Source organism: Croceitalea dokdonensis DOKDO 023 (genome assembly GCF_001306415.1).
Classification (GTDB): Bacteria; Bacteroidota; Bacteroidia; order Flavobacteriales; family Flavobacteriaceae; genus Croceitalea; species Croceitalea dokdonensis.
This window is the reverse complement of the sequence record NZ_LDJX01000002.1, coordinates 663,999-681,318: the sequence shown is the minus strand read 5'-3', so window position 1 is coordinate 681,318 and position 17,320 is coordinate 663,999. Positions and strand designations below refer to the sequence as shown.

Below are 17,320 nucleotides of genomic sequence, written 5' to 3'. Positions count from 1 at the left end.
CTTTTTTTTTTTTTCATTTTTATACCAATCTTACTTTTTAGCGCTAAATGATGGTAAGGAAAACACTAATTATTAATTTAAAGATTTAATTATGAAACATTTTTTAAGTTTTCTCTCGTGTATGTTGGTTGTTATAAATTTAAACGCCAATCTAGAAAACAGTCCTGTTCTTCCAAGTGAAGACTGTGATGAATTTGCCGCTTTGGTTTTTGTTGGGACACTCCAATGAGGTAAGAGTTGTGAAGAAGCATTTGATTTGGCTCTTTGGGCAAAGAACGATTGTGAAAGTATGGAAGAGTAGGACATAATGCAATAAATAGGGATTCCTTAAAACTTCTGGGAGTCCCTATTTAAATTTTATGATTATGAAAATTAGATTTTTACTTAATACATTATTTCTTGTTAGCTTTTCAATAATTGCTCAAAAAAATAATGGAATAGTCATCTACAAAGTAGAGCAAGGGAATAAATCCGTACTAGATAATGGTAGGGTTAACTACCTTTTTGAAAATATTGACAAAAATCTTGACAGATTAGAATATCATTTGATTTTTAGTGGACAAGAATCAACTTTTGAATTAGACAAATCTTTGATTTCTGATTTTGACAATACCTTGACTCCAGCAATAATAGCTGTAGGTAAAGGCAAATATTACTACAAGAAAAACACCTTACTTCTTAACCAAAAACAGACTTTAGGGGATTTGTTTTTAATAGAATATGATTTGAACGATTTAAAATGGGAGCTAACTACAGATAGGAAGAAGATTGGGGATTTTGAATGTGTAAAAGCAATTGGTACAGCAACCGTTTTTTCAATTGAACAAACCAACAATAAAAAGGTCGTTGCATGGTTTGCTCCATCCATTAATTTACCCTTTGGGCCAAAGAAATATGTTGGCCTTCCCGGATTAATAGTCCAATTATTTGAAGATGACCTAAAATTTCAACTTTACAGCATTAAATTTGGCAATCAAAAAATCAAGGTTCCCCAAAAGGGCATTAAGATTACAGAAAAGAAACTAAACGAGTATGCTTTGAACAAGGCAAAAGAATATTTCAAATTTCAAAATTAAAACCCATCTTGTAAAAGCAAATAAGTAGGGCAGCCCCTCTTGACACTGGTTGGTTGATGTTGTTAAGGTAAAGACTCTTGGCACAAAGTTCACAATTGAAAAGGTTTTACAAGAAACATGGAGCAAGTGCAGTTGATTAAAAACATTATCTAGCTACCTAAGGATGCTACGCAATTTTAACCCTATTCATCGAGAGAATTTTTATAAAACCTATTTGTACCAAAGCAAACCTTATTTCAAGCTAGTTTGGTTTTTATTTATCCTTACCTCTAGCCAAGCGCAATACACGGTTGTTTTAAAAGGCAATATTATTGATAGCAACAGTAGAAGGCTATTCAATTCCAATATTTTGGCATTTCCGAAATCCAATAATAATAATACGAGGTTCTCTATTTCCAATAATGATGGAGCATATGCCTTAAAACTTCAACAAGGTGAAACCTACAGTATTGAGGTAAGCTATTTAGGTTACGAAAAACAGGTCTTTGAGCATACCGCCCTAAAAAACGAGACCAAAGACATCGTTCTTGTCCCAAAGACCAATGAACTTGACGAGGTAGTCTTGGAATATAAGATTCCCATTGAGGTCAAAGATGATACTATCACCTACCAAACAGACGCTTTTGTCAACGGACAAGAACGTAAGCTTCGGGAGGTGCTTAAAAAACTGCCGGGAATTGAAGTGGACCGTGAGGGCAACGTAACTTCACAGGGCAGAAAAGTAACCAAGGTGCTTGTAGAGGACAAAGTCTTTTTTACGGGCAACAGCAAACTGGCGGTCAACAATATACCCGCTGACGCAGTAGACCAGGTACAGGTATTGGACAATTACAATAAAATCGGCTTTTTAAAAGGATTGCAAGATTCTGATGACCTTGCCCTAAATATTAAACTCAAAGAAGATAAAAAGAAGTTTGCCTTTGGAGACGTTGAAGTGGGCGGCGGTGCAACAGACCGCTATATCGTTCATCCAAACTTGTTTTATTATAGCCCCAAGACCACAGTCAATTTTATAGGAGACCTAAATAATATTGGGGTCAAGTCTTTTACCTTGAGCGATTATTTGGAGTTCAATGGCGGTTTTGGCAAACTTATGGGCGACATAAGGGGTTATCTTTCACTCAGCAACGACGGTTTCGCCCAGTTTCTGGGCAACAATGATTTTACGGCAAACATTAATCGTTTTGGGGCATTCAACCTTAGGCAATCCTTTGATAAAAAAACCGATATCAACAGCTTTGTCATAGTCAATAGCAGTGATACACAGACCGAAGAGCAGACTTTAAACACCTACAACAATGACAACGCCCCTTTTGATGAGAATAGAAGGGTGACCAACAGCTTGGGCACCTTTTTTGTCTTGGGGAAATTCTCATTGGAACATGAACCCAATCGTGATACTGACCTCGCTGCAAACACTTTTGTGAAACTGACCAATAATGATAATACTGGTACTATTGGTACCCAAAGCCCAACCCAAGATAATACCTTTAATACGGTTACCGAGTTGGACGCCATAGACCTAAAACAGAACGTGGAGTATAGCAAACGTTTTTCAAAAAGCCAGACCATTAGCATAGAGACAACTTTGTCATACCAAAAAAATACACCCAATACCAATTGGGTAACTGACCAAGCCTTTTTATCCGGATTAATTCCATTACAAGATGCTGACCTTTTTGATGTGCGCCAACAAAAACGGACCCAAACTACTGCTTTTGATTTTTTATTGAAAGACTATTGGGTGCTCAACAACTTTAACCACATCTACACTACAGTAGGTGCCAATGTATTATTGGAAGACTTTACCACGGCAGAAGAACAGGTATTGGGCAATGGCGAGATAAACGATTTTTCAAACAATGGTTTTGGGAATGATTTAGATTATCGGTTGAGCGATGCTTTTTTAGGGTTGGAGTACAAGTTTTTGACGGGCATATTTACGGTCAAATCAGGACTTTTCTATCACAGCTACCAATGGAGGAATACTCAGGAGGGCAACAGGATCACGAATGCTACGTCGGCATTATTGCCAGAATTAAATGCCGAGGCCGAGTTCAATACCAGTCAGAAACTTCGTTTTAGATACCGTCAACAACTGCGTTTTCCTCGGGCAAATCGTCTTATGGGCAATTTTTTGCTCAACTCTTTTAATACGGTCTTATTGGGCAACCCAAACCTTTCTAATGAGCGGTTTCATTCTTATTCGCTCTCTTACTATAAATTTAGTCTCTTTCGTGGGTTGAATCTAAATGCAGGCATTTTTTACAACAAAAAGACACAGACCATTAAGAATACCACCCTATTGGCCGGTATAGACCAATTTGTACAGTACACCATGTTCAACGAGCCAGAAAATAGCTGGAGCGGTAATTTTAATTTCAGTAAAAAAATGGGTGCCATAAAACTAGGTGTTGAATCACGGGGAAACTATAATGAGTTTTTTCAATTGGTGAACGACAACGTTTCCAAGAATATTTCACGCTCTTTGACGCTAACGGGAAAAGTGGAAACTTTTTTTGAAAAAGCCCCAAATCTGGAAATGGGTTACACCTATCAGCCTTCAATATTCACTACGGTATCCTTTACCAATGAATTGACCAATCGTGAGCTTTTTGCCAACTTGAGTTATGATTTTTTGGAAGACTTTCAATTAAAGGCCGATTTTAGGCGGGTAGATTATCAGAACATTGCCCAAAATACCCAAAATACCTTTGATTTGGCCAATGCCTCACTGTTCTACCAAAAGGAGGATAGTCCTTGGGGTTTTGAGGTTTCGTCCACCAACCTTTTCAATACCCAATTCAAACGGCAAAATTCCTTCTCTGACTTTCTGATTAGTGATCAAACTACATTTATCATCCCCAGAATCGTACTTCTTAAAATATCCTATAAACTATAAGTGCCTTGGGCTAGTTTCAACACAAATTCTGCTTCTACCCATTTTTGAGGTTGGCAGGGGCCTAATCCAACTTCTCCGTTAACTTTTTAAAGGTCTTTTTGGGGTTTTTGCCTTCGTAGAGAATGGCATGTACCGCGTTAATAATGGGGGTCTTGGATTATTCCAATTTTTCATTGGAAAGGGAGCTGGTATGATAGGCATACCATGGCACTGAACCCAACCTCACTTGGCCACTAGCCACTATAGTGTTAAAACTGCCTATTTTCAAGGAAAACCCCAGAAATTCTAAGGTTTTTATTCGGGGGTTTTCCTTTTTTTTTTTTCAATTTTAGCGCTAATTGATAGTAAGAAAAACACTAAGTATTAACTTTAAAATTTTAGAAAATGAAAAAAGTAATTATTCCAATTTGTTTGTCGTTTATTATCCTGTTTGGGATTTCTTGTACTGAAGAGAAACAAGAATCATTGGAAGAAGTAGCGGAACTAAGTTTTATGGAGTTTACTATTCCTAAGGAATACATTTATACTCCGGAGTCCTCCAGTAAAGGAACAGCTGAGCTAGAAGTTGAAACGGTTAAGTTGACCTTTACTGACGAGAACGGTAATGAAATCATAGGATATGCTAGATTTACAATGCCATCTAATAGTGATGAACAATTGGTTAAAGCTGAATTCACTGTTAATATTATGAATGATTTACAACTGAATTCTGACTTTTGGGAGACCACTATGTCTGCTAACATAGGCTTAGCTAATAAATCAAGTTGTGTTGCTTCGTGTCATGATGAATTTACTGATGACGAAGGGAATAAGATTAAAGGAAGAGGTTGGTGTAAGGCACAATGTTGGGCTGCTGCTGTTGCTGTTGTGGTAGCGGCTATTATCGCTGCCTAGTTAAATTAGCTAATCCAAATTGTAAAAAAATTTGGATTAGCTTTTTAAAAGATTTGATATGATTATTCCCAAAGAGTTTTTACTTCTATTTTTTTGCGTTAATTCAATGATATCTCAAAAATATAAATTTGAAGGGCAAATCATTGATATACAAACAAAAGACCCCATAGCCTTTGCCAATATCTATTGTGCTAATCAGCCTACTATAGGCACTATGAGTAATTCCAGTGGACGTTTTATTTTTTGGGCGGATGCTACTTGTGACCTTACCATCTCCTTTGTAGGGTACCAAACCAAACAAATAATCCCAAAAGCAGGCAATAATATGGTAATTGCCATTGAACCGACACCTTTTGCCCTAGAAGAAGTTACCGTTGGGGCCAAGGAAATTACAGGTCGTGGACTGATACTGGAAGCAATTGAAAAGCTTAAGGAAAACCATGCGGTAGAACCCATGCACTTTGATATCTTTAATCGGGTTGTAATGTTTGATACGGATAGCACGCTACATCATATCATTGAATTTTCGGCGGAGATTTTTCAAAACAAGTTATTGGCCACGCGCTATAAAATGAATAAGTTAAGGGCAGGAGCGTACACGAACAAAGGCAGGGAAGATTTAAAGGAACACAGTTTTATGGCGTCCAAAAAACTGGATTTCGATAATATTCTTAAGTATCGTGAAGATTTTTTAAAGAGAGGAAAATCCAAAAGTTACGATTATATGCTTGAAGGTGTAACTCTTGTCAATAAAAGAAAAGTATTTAAAATTAAGTTTAGCACTGAAAAACCGAGTTATTATAGTACAGGCTATTTGTTTGTAGATAAAGAGACTAAAGCCATTGTAAAAAAAATAATCCTTGACAATAAAAATGATAAGGTACTAAACGAGGTTGGTTTTAAACAAATTGGAGCTAAATGGTACCAGAGTTATGCTTATAACTACCACCAAGGATATAAGACCAACAAAATCAACGAGCGGATTACCCTATTTACTCCAAAATTTGAAAATCAGGTACCAAGGGAAGAATTTGAGAATATTAAGATGCCAGAAAGTGTACTTGAATTCACCAATGATTTAAATGTAAGCTATTGGGATTATGAAACCTTTGTTCCATTGCCAGATTGGATTCTGGAGCAAATCAAGAAATAGCAAACGACCACTTCAGAAGAGACTCATTTTAATTAACGATTGCTGTGTCTTCCCTCAACCAAAAATAGTAGAAGTCTTAAGAATTTTTTGGTATCCTAATCCAACCTCTCCGTTAACTTTTTAAAGGTCTTTTTGGGATTTTTGCCTTCGTATAGAATGGCATGCACCGCGTTGATAATGGGGGTCTTGGATTTTTTTTCCAGTCTTGCCATTAATTGGTGCGCACTTTTGGTCGCATAATACCCTTCTGCCACCATATTCATCTCCATCATCGCACTCTGTACGGTATAGCCTTTACCGATCATATTGCCAAACATACGGTTACGGCTAAAGGTAGAATAGCCGGTGACCAACAGATCGCCCAAATAGGCAGAGTCATTAATGTTGCGCTTCATCTTATGCACCTTGCCAATAAAGCGTTTCATTTCACGGATGGCATTGCTCATCAACACGCTTTGGAAATTGTCTCCATAGCCCAGGCCATGGGCAATACCGGCCGCAAGGGCATAAATGTTCTTGAGCATGGCAGCATATTCCGTACCAATGATATCATCAGAAATCTTGGTGTTAATGTAATGGCTTTTTAAATGGTCTGCCAAAAGTTCTGCCTTAGAGGCATCTGCGCAGGCTAGGGTAAGGTAGGACAACCGTTCCAGGGCCACCTCTTCTGCATGGCAGGGCCCGGTAATCACACCAATGTTTTCAAAAGGTACATCATAGGTTTTGTGAAAATGTTCGCCCACGATCAGCCCTGTTTCTGGAACAATGCCCTTAATGGCAGAAAAAATGGTTTTATTAGCTAGGGGAACCGTCATTTTTTCCAGCTCCTTGCTGAGAAAAGCGGACGGAATGGCAAAAATCAAAAAATCGGACCCGGCGATGGCTTCGTTGATATCACAGCTAAGCTGCAGGGAGTTTACCTTTAGGTCCACGGAACTTAAATAATTGGGATTGTTCCCCTCTGCCCTTATATGGTCTATTGCGGTATTATTGCGCATGTACCAGTGTACCGTATCCAAGTTTTCGGTCAACATTTTTACGATGGCCGTGGCCCAGCTTCCTCCCCCTAAAACGGCAAATTTCAATACAGATGGCTTTTAATGGTCTACAATGCAAAGAAACATCTTTTTCTGCTGATATACCGTTGTTCGGTATAATCATTTGCCAAGGTAACACCACTAGGATAAGTAGTAATAATTTGATAAACAGCTATTTATATTTTTTGGCACGCTGCTTGTTCTGTATATGGAGAACCATAAAACCACAGCGATATGAAATCAAGAAAACTACTATTTGGAGTACTGGGAGTGGCATTGTTGGCAAGTTCTTGCTATACGGAGGTCATTGTTGAAGACGATTTTATTGTGGAATCTGCCTTTAATACCGAGCAGGTGCTGCAATCGTTTGATTTGTGGTACGTAGACATCAATGCCACAAGGGGCGCTGGCGAAATACCATTTGTACAGCGTGCGTTTACCCTTACGTTTGACAACGGCGTACTATTGGCCAACAACAATATTGTAGGTATTGGTAAAAGTGGCCGTGGGTTTGGGTTGGACGTGGGCGAGTACCGCACCCTTCCGGGCGTTGTAGAAATTAACCATGATATTGATGGATTCTGGACCTTGGACGTTTTTGCGGTAAACCAGAACACCATAGAATTGGTAGACCCCAGGTCTAACACCTCGTACCTTTTGATTGGGTACCAGCGAAGAAATTTTGATTATGATCGTGTATTCTATGATAATATCACCTATTTCTTGCAGGAGTATGATGCTTGGCAAAAAACGTTTACCAGTGCAGCCGGTGCCTTAAATGATTTTGATGAAGAGAATTTTCTTCAGTTTTTTGGGGACAACGGAGGTGTTTTTAGATCTTCTATAGACGCGCCGGGAACGCCATTGGTGAACCTTCAATGGGATTTTGAAGGCCTGTACGAAGTTTTTGACACCAATGACCCCACCCTAAAAACATTGACCCTAAACTATGATTTTCTTGGGGACGATTATTTTGAACTGTACGTGATAGATGACAGCACCATTGAGCTGTACCACGTAGCCAGCGAAACAGTCTATGAGTTTGGGGGCAGGGGCTTTATACAATTCTTAAAGTCTGATGACAAGGTGGGCAAAAAAAGGGTGAAGCACTCCAACAGAAAAATGGACGTGACAAGAAAGCGCAAGATGTAAGGTTTGGCCTTAGAGGCCGACTCTTTAAAAAAAGTTTTGGTTGGTTATTTAGTTAGTAATCGTCCTGGGGCAATATCCTCAGGGCGATTTTTTTATGTGATAAAACCCGCCCAAGCAAGCCAACCCAACGTGCTTGGTGCAAGGCTGTAAGGGTAGCTACCTAAAGTATGGCAAACATGCCTTGGGTTTAATGCTTCCACTTATCACCTAGGCATCTAGAACCCCCACTAATTAAAGCGAAGCGATGGTGTTTTTTGGTATTTGGAAACTACCTAGCAGCTCTTCCCCGGTAACCGAGCACCGCAATTGTGGCTTCCCCGTCCCATAGTTGGGTTATGGGATGGGCAGCAGTACGGGATAATGATTAGAAAGCCTGCATTTCAAGGCAAGAAAAACGTGGAATCCCTAAAAATCCGTATTAATTCGGGATGTTGGGGCAATAGTTCTATTTTTGCCAGCTTCAAAGAGCACCACATGCGCAAATACCTGAACCTGTTCAATTTTAAACAAAAAGTAGACTATAAAACCGAAGTGCTATCTGGGCTCACCGTGGCCTTGGCCTTGGTGCCAGAGGCCATTGCCTTTGCCCTAATCCCAGATTTTTCCCCACTTACAGGTTTGTACGCTGCATTTATACTATGTCTGGTCACGGCCATTTTGGGTGGGAGGCCAGGGATGATTTCCGGGGCTACCGGTGCTGTTGCCGCCATTTTTATTGGTATGACCCTAGAATTAAAAGAAGCTTTTCCGGACATCACCACCCAGGGGATTTTGAACTATGTTTTTGCCGTGGTGATCGTGGCCGGTGTCATCCAAATTTTGGCCGGTGTCCTACGATTGGGGAAGTTTATTAGACTGGTGCCACAACCCGTTATTTTTGGCTTTGTCAACGGATTGGCCATTATTATTTTTATGGCGCAGTTTAAAACCTTCTATGTCCGTGGAACGGAGGATTTGATTCCACAAACACCGCTAATGATCATGGGTAGCTTAGTGCTATTGACCATGTTGATTATTTGGGGACTTCCAAAACTCACCAAGGCCATACCATCTTCCTTGGTGGCCATCTTAGTGGTATCTGCCTTGGTCTTGGGCTTTGACATTGATACCATTACCGTAAAGGACACTATGGAGGAGGGGCAGACCATTGCTGGTGGCTTCCCGCCAATTTCCATTCCCAACATTCCGTTGAACCTGGCCAGTTTAAAAATAGTGCTGCCCTATGCGGCAATCGTGGCAGGGGTGGGGCTCATAGAAAGTTTACTTACCTTAAATATTATTGATGAAATCACCGAAACCAGGGGCAGGAGCAACAAAGAGTGCGTAGCGCAGGGAACGGCCAATATTCTGTCCGGGTTTTTATCCGGTATGGGCGGTTGCGCCATGATCGGCCAAAGTTTGATCAACACCTCCTCTGGAGCAAGGGCCAGGCTTTCCGGTATTACCGCGGCCGTAATGCTCTTGGTCTTCATTATGTTTGGCAGCAGCTTAATTGAACGTTTGCCCATGGCCGCCTTGATTGGATTAATGTTTATGGTAGCTATAGGCACCTTTGAATGGGCCAGTTTTAAAACCTTTCGCAAAATGCCAAACTCAGACGTTATTGTCATGATATTGGTGACCTTGATAACGGCCATTACCCATAATTTGGCCATTGCCGTTTTATTGGGGGTGGTCATTTCTGCATTGGCCTATTCCTGGGAAAATGCCAAACGTATCCGCGCCAGAAAGTATGTTGATCAAGACGGGATAAAACATTACGAAATTTACGGCCCCCTCTTTTTTGGTTCAACCACCTTGTTTGCGGAAAAGTTTGATGTTCAAAACGACCCCGAAGAGGTGATCGTTGATTTTCAAGAAAGCCGTGTTGCAGATATGTCCGGTATTGAGGCCCTGAACAAGCTTACCGAAAGGTACCGAAAAGCCGGCAAGAAAATCCACCTGAGGCATTTGAGCAAGGACTGCATCCTACTGTTAGAAAATGCAAAAGACATCATTGAGGTCAATGTTTTGGAAGACCCAACCTATAAAGTGGTAACAGACAAGGTTAGGGGTAAAACGTAGTATAGCTATTTAAAAAGCATATAGATTCCAAAGAGTATCGCGCCCAAGATTAAAAGTGCTACTAAGGACATGGTAATATCGTGCAGACGATCCGCTTTTGCCTGTTTCATGATTTTGTCCCGGATTTTCTTTTGTTCAAAAGGGGTCAGCTCTTTAAATTCTAGTTCGGCTTGCCGAACGTAACCGATATATGATTCTTTTATTTCTTTATGACTCCGTCGTTTTCTTAACAGACTTCGGTTGTATTTAACGACTAACATTGGTTGACTAGCTGACCCCATAATCTTTCCCTTTACTTATGGGTAGTAAAACCGGTAATTTTGTTACAACCTTAGGGACTACACCTTAGTTGTCTCTTGTTTTTCCGAGAAAAACATTCACATTTGGGTTTTGGGGGTTTCCATTGCTCCTTCGCATCACCACGATCTGGCCGGTATGGTATATGCAGTCCGATAGCATTCCGTTTACCATATTCCAATACGGAAATTCCGTTTGCTTTTCTCCACGTTGAAAGGTTACGTTAAATTCCCCTATTTCCTCAGCGGTTTTACCTTTGAGGAGTTTGCTGGCAGCATCTAGATGTTGTAAGGTTTTAGAACGTAATTCCTCAAAACGGTAGATGGAAAAATCTTTGGGGCGAATACTGGGTTCCCCTTTGGGCGATTCCAGTATCATTTCAGACATTCCGTAGATATGTTGTAGGGTTTCTAAAATGGAACGTGCATTTATAGAGGGTTTATATTCTAAATCCGATGCTGTGAGGCCTTCTGTAGCCCAATAATACCGATAGCCCAAACCGTCGATCATTCGCCCAACGATGTTGCCGGAACCATAATCTTGTGGATAATCAGGAATTTGGCGATAGGGTAGTTCCATGTTTTGGGCTTGTAGATTCCATGATGCCAACAGGCAACAGAGTCCTATGAATTTTAACATTGATGTAAGGTTTCGATAGAATGCTATTCTTTTCTAAGGCTCCAAATTTCATATAACGGCACACCTTTACTGCTAAATCCAGAATGGTGCCAGTCGCCATCTATTAATTCAAAAGTAAAGGGTAGACTTGCCCCAACCCGGGAATCATCTCTGGAAAAGAATTCGATAGTTTCCGTGTATTTGCCATCAACTGTGGTGTAGGTACCTCCACCGGTTCCTTTAAACTCTTTTGTTTCTGTGTTGTAAGCGATCCATTGAAAACGGGTGCCAGATAGTATTTTCATGGTTTTTCTTGGCCGGTTGGTATCCCTGGCCTGAATTTCTCCATCCCGTTTTCTCCCGGACATGAGCCATGCCCCCTGCAAGGCACCGGGTGTTCCATCATCCACTCGTTTCCAAAGTATCTTTTGGCCAATGATGCTTAAGGTATCATCGGTCAGGGAAATTTCAAAACTGTTGGTGTTGCCTACATGTTCAGGATATTCAGAATCAAATTCCACCTTTTCCGTCATTTTTGAACCCTCCAAGCTCCAATATCCGCCGTTTGTAGCTAAAAAAGCCCCAGTTACTGCACTGTATTGCGTGGCCACTTGGTATCCATCGGCAAAAATCAAGACACTTTTCATTGGTTTTCCGTTCTCCGAATATTCCGCTTGCCAAGCACCAAGCAAGGATTGACTTCTAACCGAACCAGCACTGATGATTGCAAAACATAGGAGGAGATTTTTCAACATAGATTTTATTTTTATAAGTTCTTTGAAAACATAAAAGCGTTACATATCCTATGACAGGATGGTAACGCTTTCTATGCTGGTACAGCGAACACTTTTACAACGTTCTTAAGTATTCCGCTAAGTCACGTGCTTCTGCCTCTGTTAAGTTTTGATTTAACATTATGGCATTGTTATACTCTTTAAGTAGCGCTTTGGCTATAGGGTCTTCCTTTAACATTCCGTCAGGATTGAGAATCATGTTCATGACCCATTCCGGACTTCTACGCTCGTACACTCCCGCCATTGCCGGTCCAATCATCCGCTGGTTGGGCATATGGCAAGCCGTACAAATAGCATTGAATTTAGCCTCACCGCGTGCCGCCATCTCCGTATCAATTTCATCGGCAAAATCCACATTTTTAATAGGTCCTATGCCTTTATTGTTGAGGTCTATTGGGACACCTTCATTTTCAGTGACCGTTTTTTCCGTTTTTTTGGTTCTGTTGACTTCAAAACCAGATTTCTTTTCTTCTTTTTTACCGCCACAACTCGCTATAAAAGCCCCTAGGGCCATGCACAATACTATTTTTTTCATAAGTCATCAATTGAACCCCTAAGATAAATAAAAGTTAGATGTATTGGCAACGCTATATGGCATAATACCGCTTGGTTTACGTATACGATGAAGTTTTTGACCATATCGTTTCCGGCAATATGGCCCACAAGAAACCTACGAGTCTGCAAAACACCAGAAAAGGGACCTGTCCATTTTTCCAAAATATGTGACGTCCTTAAAAACTAATGGCGAAATTCAAGAAAAAGGTACGCCCAAACCCGTACCAATATCTAGGCGCAAAAGAAGGGTCGTTCCTAAGGTTGTCTTGCTGTAATTGGCCAAAGTTTCCGTTCCTGCTCTGTTCAAATCCGCCCGTTCTAAAGCTGGTATCAAAAAGATTATTGATACTTGCAAAAATGCTGATGTATCTCCCGTCTTTAAGCCATGATTTGCCACCTACAAGATTTAAAAGATAAAAACTGTCCAAGGGTCGTTGTTGTAACAATTTGGCCACATTGTCTGGCGTGGCCTCTGGAAAACGCGCTCCCGTTTCTGGGTTTAGAAAAAAGCTTTGCGTTCTGGTAATGGTAGAGATATTGGCGTAATTGTCCGTTAGATAGTTTGCCGTGCCGGCAATCCACCAGTATTTGGGGTCGCGGTATTCCACGCCCAGTGCATAGGCCTGCTGTGGCCCCTGTGCCAACCGTAACCCTTTAATGTTTGCAGCGCCCAAATCAATACTTCCCTCTAGGTTAATAAGGTCCTCTTCTGCACCTGCGGTATCAAAATTTATGGATACATTGGGGTTACTGGCAAAAACGTAGCTCCCTAAATTACCCACAAAGGAAAGCTTTACCGTGGCCGAAGCTTGATATTCCAGGCCCAGTTCCACCCCCTTATGGAGCTGGTCCAATTGGGTAAGGACCTCTTGCACAAAGTCTGAGCCTACCCCTGCGTCCACAAAAAAGAAATTTACGTCCGTACCGTTTTGGAAACGGGTATAAAATCCCGTTACCCTGGCCGTAAGGTCTGGCAACCTTAAAAAGTAGTTGAGGTCTACGGAGGTGACGGTTTCGCTTTGTACATTTTGCACGATATCGTTGTTTTCCCTAGGGTTAATAAACGTATTTTGGGATAAGGGCGGCCGCTGCAGGTATGCAAAATGGGCCCGTATGGCATGCCTCCCGCTAAGGGAATAGGTGCCACCTGTTTTAAGGCCAAGGGTATTGAACTGTAGCAATCTCCCCTTTCCCAAAGAATTGTCCAGATAGCGTTGGTTCTGGAATATCCCTTCCCGTTGGTATTGGGTCCGGGCATAGTTTACGGCGGTAAAGGCATTCCATCTATCCGTATTATAGGATAGTTGTGCAAAAGCATCCACATCACTGGCCCTTAGGTTATAGTGGTAATTGAACGTATCTCCCTCCAATTTGTTCAGGGAACCGGATATATCGTTCCTGGTATCGGAAAAAGGGTCTATGTCCTCATGGAACTGGGCACCCAGTAAGTCCTTTATTTCTGCAAAATTCTTAGAGAGCAGGCTTCGGTACGCCACTCCTAGGTCAAGCTGTGTTTTTGGTGATATGGTAAGGTTGGCCGTGGAATTGATGTGCAGCAGTTTGTCTTGGTTAACATCATCACTTACTAGATAAGCGGCTTTTTCCTGATTTTGGTTGGCCGTGTACAGCTGTTGCCAGTTGATCTGTGGATTGGCCCTAAAACCCTCACGTGCCAAATTTGCGTTGGTAAAATCTGCCCCAATGGAGTTATTGATGTAAAAACTTGGCAAATATCTAAAATAGGTAGGGTCTGGGTTTGGGGCATTAAAATAGCCCAATCTACTTCTACTATTTTGTCCAAATTGGTATGCCATTCCGGAGGTTATGCTCCATGTATCGCCCTTAAAAAAATGGTTTACCATAAACAAAGGCTCAAAAACCTCTCGTTCCCTTGCGTTTCTGATGCCGCCTTCTTGCCGGCCCCAAGAGGGGTTATAGCGTTTTCCGGCCAATGCCACCACCTCCTCCGTAACCGCAGAGGACCTCCCTCTCCTATTTCGTGCCAGTATCGCAGTAGCATTAAGGGTGTGGGCATCGGTCAATTGATATTCCAAGGAACCGTAAAGGGAATAGGCATCATATAAGGTGCCATTGATGTACCCTTGGTTGGCCCATCTTCTGGAGGCGGATAGTGTATAGGCCAACCCTTGTTTGGAGAGTGCCGAGGTATGGGTTGCCATAAGCCTAGCTGCGTAAGTGCGGTTGGAGAAGGAGCTGGAAATGCGGGTGCCGGAGCGCAGACCAGAAGGCCTCAAATCTATATTGGTAGTGCCAAGGATTCCTCCAAACCCATAGCTAGAAGCCTCTAGGCCATTGCTAAATTCTTGGTTTCTGATTACGTCATTTAGTCCGCCCCAGTTGTTCCACTGGGGCCTACCGTCAAAAAACTTGTTCATGCGCATGCCGTTAATGAGCACTTGTCCATTTCTGGAATCGTAGCCTTTAACCCTAAAGAAAGCCTGCCCAAAATCAAAGGCAGCACGGTTTAAAAAGACATCACGGGTTGCCTGTAGCAGTCCTGCCGATACGGAGGTGGATTCGCTGTCGTCGGACAGGTCCCCATCGGTAAGGGTGATGAGGTTATCCGTTTTCTCAAAAGTGATATCTTTTTCCAAGACAATGGTTTCCAAGGCTATGAAGCTGGATGTGGTGGAGGGCTCAATGGGAATCCGTTGGGTGATATAGTCCTGTTTGGAAAGGTTGAGGATGATAACGCTTTTCACTTGGGCAGAGAGTTGGAAATCCCCTAAGGAATCGGTAAAGGTAGAGGAATTGGTTGCCTCAATACCAACGAGGACGTCAGGTATCGGGTTACCAAAACCATCAACCACCTTTCCTGTAATGGTCTGGGCGTTTTGTCCAACGAGTGATAAGGAAAAGAGCACAAGGAATGCCCTTATAAAAAAAACCATGGTTAGTGATTATACCTACAAAGTAAGAAAAAATACAAAAAGATATGTTTTTGGTGGAATAAGCCGATTTTCTGTTTTAATTTGATGGCCATGGAGCGCATCACGCCAATCTTATTGCTATTGTCTGGGCTATGTTTTGGCCAATCCTCGGATAAGTATCAGGTGCGAACGGTAGCGTTTTACAATGTGGAAAACCTCTTCGACACTAAAAATGATACCTTAATCTTTGACGATGACCGAACCCCAGAAGGTGCCTACCGTTGGGATGCCTCCAGGTTTCAACAAAAAATAGAACGCATTACTGGCGTCATTTCGGCCATTGGGAAAGAAGTCACCAAAAACGCTCCAGATATCGTAGGACTCTGTGAGCTAGAAAATAGGGAAGTAATCCAAGCTATGGTTTCCCACCCCAACCTAAAAGATAAAAATTATGGTATTGTGCATTTTGATTCCCCCGATGAACGAGGCATAGATGTGGCCTTACTGTATAAAAAGGATGTATTTATACCTGATACCTTTAAGAAGCATCGTTTGTTGCTTTTTGATGAAGAGGGCTTTATAAACTATACCCGTGACCAGTTGGTAGTCTCTGGACTTTTGGACGGACAACGGCTTTTTTTTATGGTAAATCACTGGCCGTCCAGAAGTGGTGGTGAAGCTAGAAGCAGGCCCAATCGCATTAAGGCGGCGGAGTTAAATAAACGCATATTGGATTCTATCCGGCGTTTTGAACCGGATGCCCGTATTATCAGTATGGGCGATTTTAATGATGACCCAAGGGACGTGAGTTTTAAAAAAGTGCTGAAAACCAAAGGAAAGGTACAGCAGTTAGACAGTACCAGCCTTTTTAACCCTATGGAAAAATTATACAAAAAAGGGGTGGGTTCACTAGCCTACAGGGACAAGTGGAACCTGTTTGACCAGTTTTATATGACGGCAAACCTGGTGTTGGATACCAAAGGGAAATACCATTTTTGGAAGGCCGGTGTGTACGCGCCCAAATATCTTAAAAATCCATCTGGTCGTTATAAGGGTTATCCGTTCCGCACCTATGTGGGGACCACCTATCAAGGCGGTTACGCAGACCATTTTCCGGTGTATATGTACTTAATCAGAAAGGCCGTGCCAGTTGTTTCTGAAAGACGGCGGTGATGAGGTCTTATGATTTCACTTTTTAAGCCAAATTTGTGGTTAAAAATGGGCTTTTTTCCCCTTAACCTTCTGAAGTAGGCAGAGGTATGGCCAAGGAAACTAGTTTTAATTACTGATGATGATGGCAATACCCACTTCTTAAGCTGTGGGATTATACCTTCCTCCGGACGCGGGAATTAGCTTAGACTTGCAAATTCCTCCATTTCTAGTATAGAACAACAAAGGGCCTTAACACAAGAGTGAAATTCGCCTTTTGGGGTAGGGAGCTTTTTACAACCATTGTCCCCATGGAATTCTTAAGAGTATCAATAAAAGTCCCAAACCATAAAAAATGGCGATACTCTTAAACTTTGCGGTATCCTCTGTTTTCTTTTTATGACGGGACCACCCTATAGTGATCAAAGCAATGGCAATGATATTGGTAAAAGGATGTTCTACTGCCAATAAGCGCGCAGCAGCGTTCATGCCCCCCATGCCCAAGGTTTGGATGGCCTTGAGGCCATTGGCGGAAATAAAAAAGACGGCAAGACCAATTAAGAGCTGGATATGGCTAAGAATCAAAGCAAACAAACTCACCCTTAAGTCCTTATCAAACCGAAATTCCCGTTTGCCCAACCACCCGCTAACCGCATTCACTACGGCAAGTAGGAGAATAAGCAAAACAACATATGCAAAATAGGAGTGTAGGTTTTTTACGATTTCCATAGTGTTTGT

General features: G+C 41.6%; 14 protein-coding genes. 7 read left to right on the top strand and 7 right to left on the bottom strand.

Translation table 11 applies throughout. From position 1 onward, the window contains the following. The first annotated feature begins 365 nt into the window (after positions 1-365). The 4 genes from I595_RS06540 (at position 366) to I595_RS06525 (ending at position 6,025) form a co-directional block, all read left to right on the top strand. Positions 366-1,076, top strand: coding sequence for a GLPGLI family protein (locus I595_RS06540; protein WP_054558565.1), 711 nt, complete (start codon positions 366-368; stop codon positions 1,074-1,076). A gap of 163 nt (positions 1,077-1,239) precedes the next feature. After that, positions 1,240-3,978, top strand: coding sequence for a carboxypeptidase-like regulatory domain-containing protein (locus I595_RS06535; protein ID WP_083467507.1), 2,739 nt, complete (start codon positions 1,240-1,242; stop codon positions 3,976-3,978). A 384-nt stretch (positions 3,979-4,362) separates the two neighbouring features. Further along, positions 4,363-4,872 (top strand): hypothetical protein, encoded by a 510-nt coding sequence (locus I595_RS06530; protein ID WP_054558564.1) that lies wholly within the window; start codon positions 4,363-4,365, stop codon positions 4,870-4,872. Between the two features lie 106 nt (positions 4,873-4,978). Continuing rightward, complete coding sequence (locus I595_RS06525) at positions 4,979-6,025, top strand: carboxypeptidase-like regulatory domain-containing protein (protein ID WP_172675912.1); 1,047 nt, start codon at positions 4,979-4,981, stop codon at positions 6,023-6,025. 95 nt (positions 6,026-6,120) lie between these two features. Here I595_RS06525 and I595_RS06520 read toward each other — a convergent pair whose 3' ends face one another. Next, on the bottom strand, positions 6,121-7,110 hold the full coding sequence (locus I595_RS06520) for an NAD(P)H-dependent glycerol-3-phosphate dehydrogenase (RefSeq protein WP_054558562.1): 990 nt from the start codon (positions 7,108-7,110) through the stop codon (positions 6,121-6,123). Between the two features lie 186 nt (positions 7,111-7,296). Between I595_RS06520 and I595_RS06515 the strand changes: the two genes are divergently transcribed. Together I595_RS06515 and I595_RS06510 are read left to right on the top strand one after the other, a co-directional pair. Next, positions 7,297-8,214 carry a hypothetical protein gene (locus tag I595_RS06515; RefSeq protein ID WP_054558561.1) on the top strand — a complete coding sequence of 306 codons (918 nt, stop codon included), beginning with the start codon at positions 7,297-7,299 and terminating at the stop codon, positions 8,212-8,214. 474 nt (positions 8,215-8,688) lie between these two features. Next, entirely contained in the window at positions 8,689-10,278 is a 1,590-nt protein-coding gene (locus I595_RS06510) for a SulP family inorganic anion transporter (RefSeq protein ID WP_054558712.1), read from the top strand. A gap of 5 nt (positions 10,279-10,283) precedes the next feature. On the opposite strand, the gene I595_RS06505 is transcribed toward I595_RS06510, so the two are convergent. From I595_RS06505 to I595_RS06480, 5 genes are all read right to left on the bottom strand, one after another. Further along, positions 10,284-10,559: a hypothetical protein gene (locus I595_RS06505; RefSeq protein ID WP_054558560.1), complete on the bottom strand. Its 276-nt coding sequence runs from the start codon at positions 10,557-10,559 to the stop codon at positions 10,284-10,286. 64 nt (positions 10,560-10,623) lie between these two features. Beyond that, positions 10,624-11,214 carry a DinB family protein gene (locus I595_RS06500; RefSeq protein ID WP_083467506.1) on the bottom strand — a complete coding sequence of 197 codons (591 nt, stop codon included), beginning with the start codon at positions 11,212-11,214 and terminating at the stop codon, positions 10,624-10,626. A gap of 23 nt (positions 11,215-11,237) precedes the next feature. Beyond that, positions 11,238-11,948: a hypothetical protein gene (locus tag I595_RS06495; protein ID WP_054558558.1), complete on the bottom strand. Its 711-nt coding sequence runs from the start codon at positions 11,946-11,948 to the stop codon at positions 11,238-11,240. 94 nt (positions 11,949-12,042) lie between these two features. Then, the gene (locus tag I595_RS06490; protein WP_054558557.1) at positions 12,043-12,522 is read right to left on the bottom strand and encodes a c-type cytochrome; all 480 of its coding nucleotides are present in this window, start codon (positions 12,520-12,522) and stop codon (positions 12,043-12,045) included. 196 nt (positions 12,523-12,718) lie between these two features. Further along, entirely contained in the window at positions 12,719-15,454 is a 2,736-nt protein-coding gene (locus tag I595_RS06480; RefSeq protein WP_054558555.1) for a TonB-dependent receptor, read from the bottom strand. A 90-nt stretch (positions 15,455-15,544) separates the two neighbouring features. Here I595_RS06480 and I595_RS06475 point away from each other — a divergent pair, with 90 nt between their 5' ends. After that, positions 15,545-16,606 (top strand): endonuclease/exonuclease/phosphatase family protein, encoded by a 1,062-nt coding sequence (locus tag I595_RS06475; RefSeq protein ID WP_054558711.1) that lies wholly within the window; start codon positions 15,545-15,547, stop codon positions 16,604-16,606. A gap of 270 nt (positions 16,607-16,876) precedes the next feature. On the opposite strand, the gene I595_RS06470 is transcribed toward I595_RS06475, so the two are convergent. Next, entirely contained in the window at positions 16,877-17,311 is a 435-nt protein-coding gene (locus I595_RS06470) for a hypothetical protein (protein ID WP_054558554.1), read from the bottom strand. Positions 17,312-17,320 lie beyond the last annotated feature (9 nt).

What these genes read in the sequence shown, in the direction of transcription:
- I595_RS06540 (WP_054558565.1), top strand. Translation starts at nt 366, where the DNA reads ATGAAAATTAGATTTTTACTTAATACATTATTTCTTGTTAGCTTTTCA.
- I595_RS06535 (WP_083467507.1), top strand. Translation starts at nt 1,240, where the DNA reads ATGCTACGCAATTTTAACCCTATTCATCGAGAGAATTTTTATAAAACC.
- I595_RS06530 (WP_054558564.1), top strand. Translation starts at nt 4,363, where the DNA reads ATGAAAAAAGTAATTATTCCAATTTGTTTGTCGTTTATTATCCTGTTT.
- I595_RS06525 (WP_172675912.1), top strand. Translation starts at nt 4,979, where the DNA reads ATGATATCTCAAAAATATAAATTTGAAGGGCAAATCATTGATATACAA.
- I595_RS06515 (WP_054558561.1), top strand. Translation starts at nt 7,297, where the DNA reads ATGAAATCAAGAAAACTACTATTTGGAGTACTGGGAGTGGCATTGTTG.
- I595_RS06510 (WP_054558712.1), top strand. Translation starts at nt 8,689, where the DNA reads ATGCGCAAATACCTGAACCTGTTCAATTTTAAACAAAAAGTAGACTAT.
- I595_RS06505 (WP_054558560.1), bottom strand. Translation starts at nt 10,559, where the DNA reads ATGGGGTCAGCTAGTCAACCAATGTTAGTCGTTAAATACAACCGAAGT.
- I595_RS06500 (WP_083467506.1), bottom strand. Translation starts at nt 11,214, where the DNA reads ATGTTAAAATTCATAGGACTCTGTTGCCTGTTGGCATCATGGAATCTA.
- I595_RS06495 (WP_054558558.1), bottom strand. Translation starts at nt 11,948, where the DNA reads ATGTTGAAAAATCTCCTCCTATGTTTTGCAATCATCAGTGCTGGTTCG.
- I595_RS06490 (WP_054558557.1), bottom strand. Translation starts at nt 12,522, where the DNA reads ATGAAAAAAATAGTATTGTGCATGGCCCTAGGGGCTTTTATAGCGAGT.
- I595_RS06480 (WP_054558555.1), bottom strand. Translation starts at nt 15,454, where the DNA reads ATGGTTTTTTTTATAAGGGCATTCCTTGTGCTCTTTTCCTTATCACTC.
- I595_RS06475 (WP_054558711.1), top strand. Translation starts at nt 15,545, where the DNA reads ATGGAGCGCATCACGCCAATCTTATTGCTATTGTCTGGGCTATGTTTT.
- I595_RS06470 (WP_054558554.1), bottom strand. Translation starts at nt 17,311, where the DNA reads ATGGAAATCGTAAAAAACCTACACTCCTATTTTGCATATGTTGTTTTG.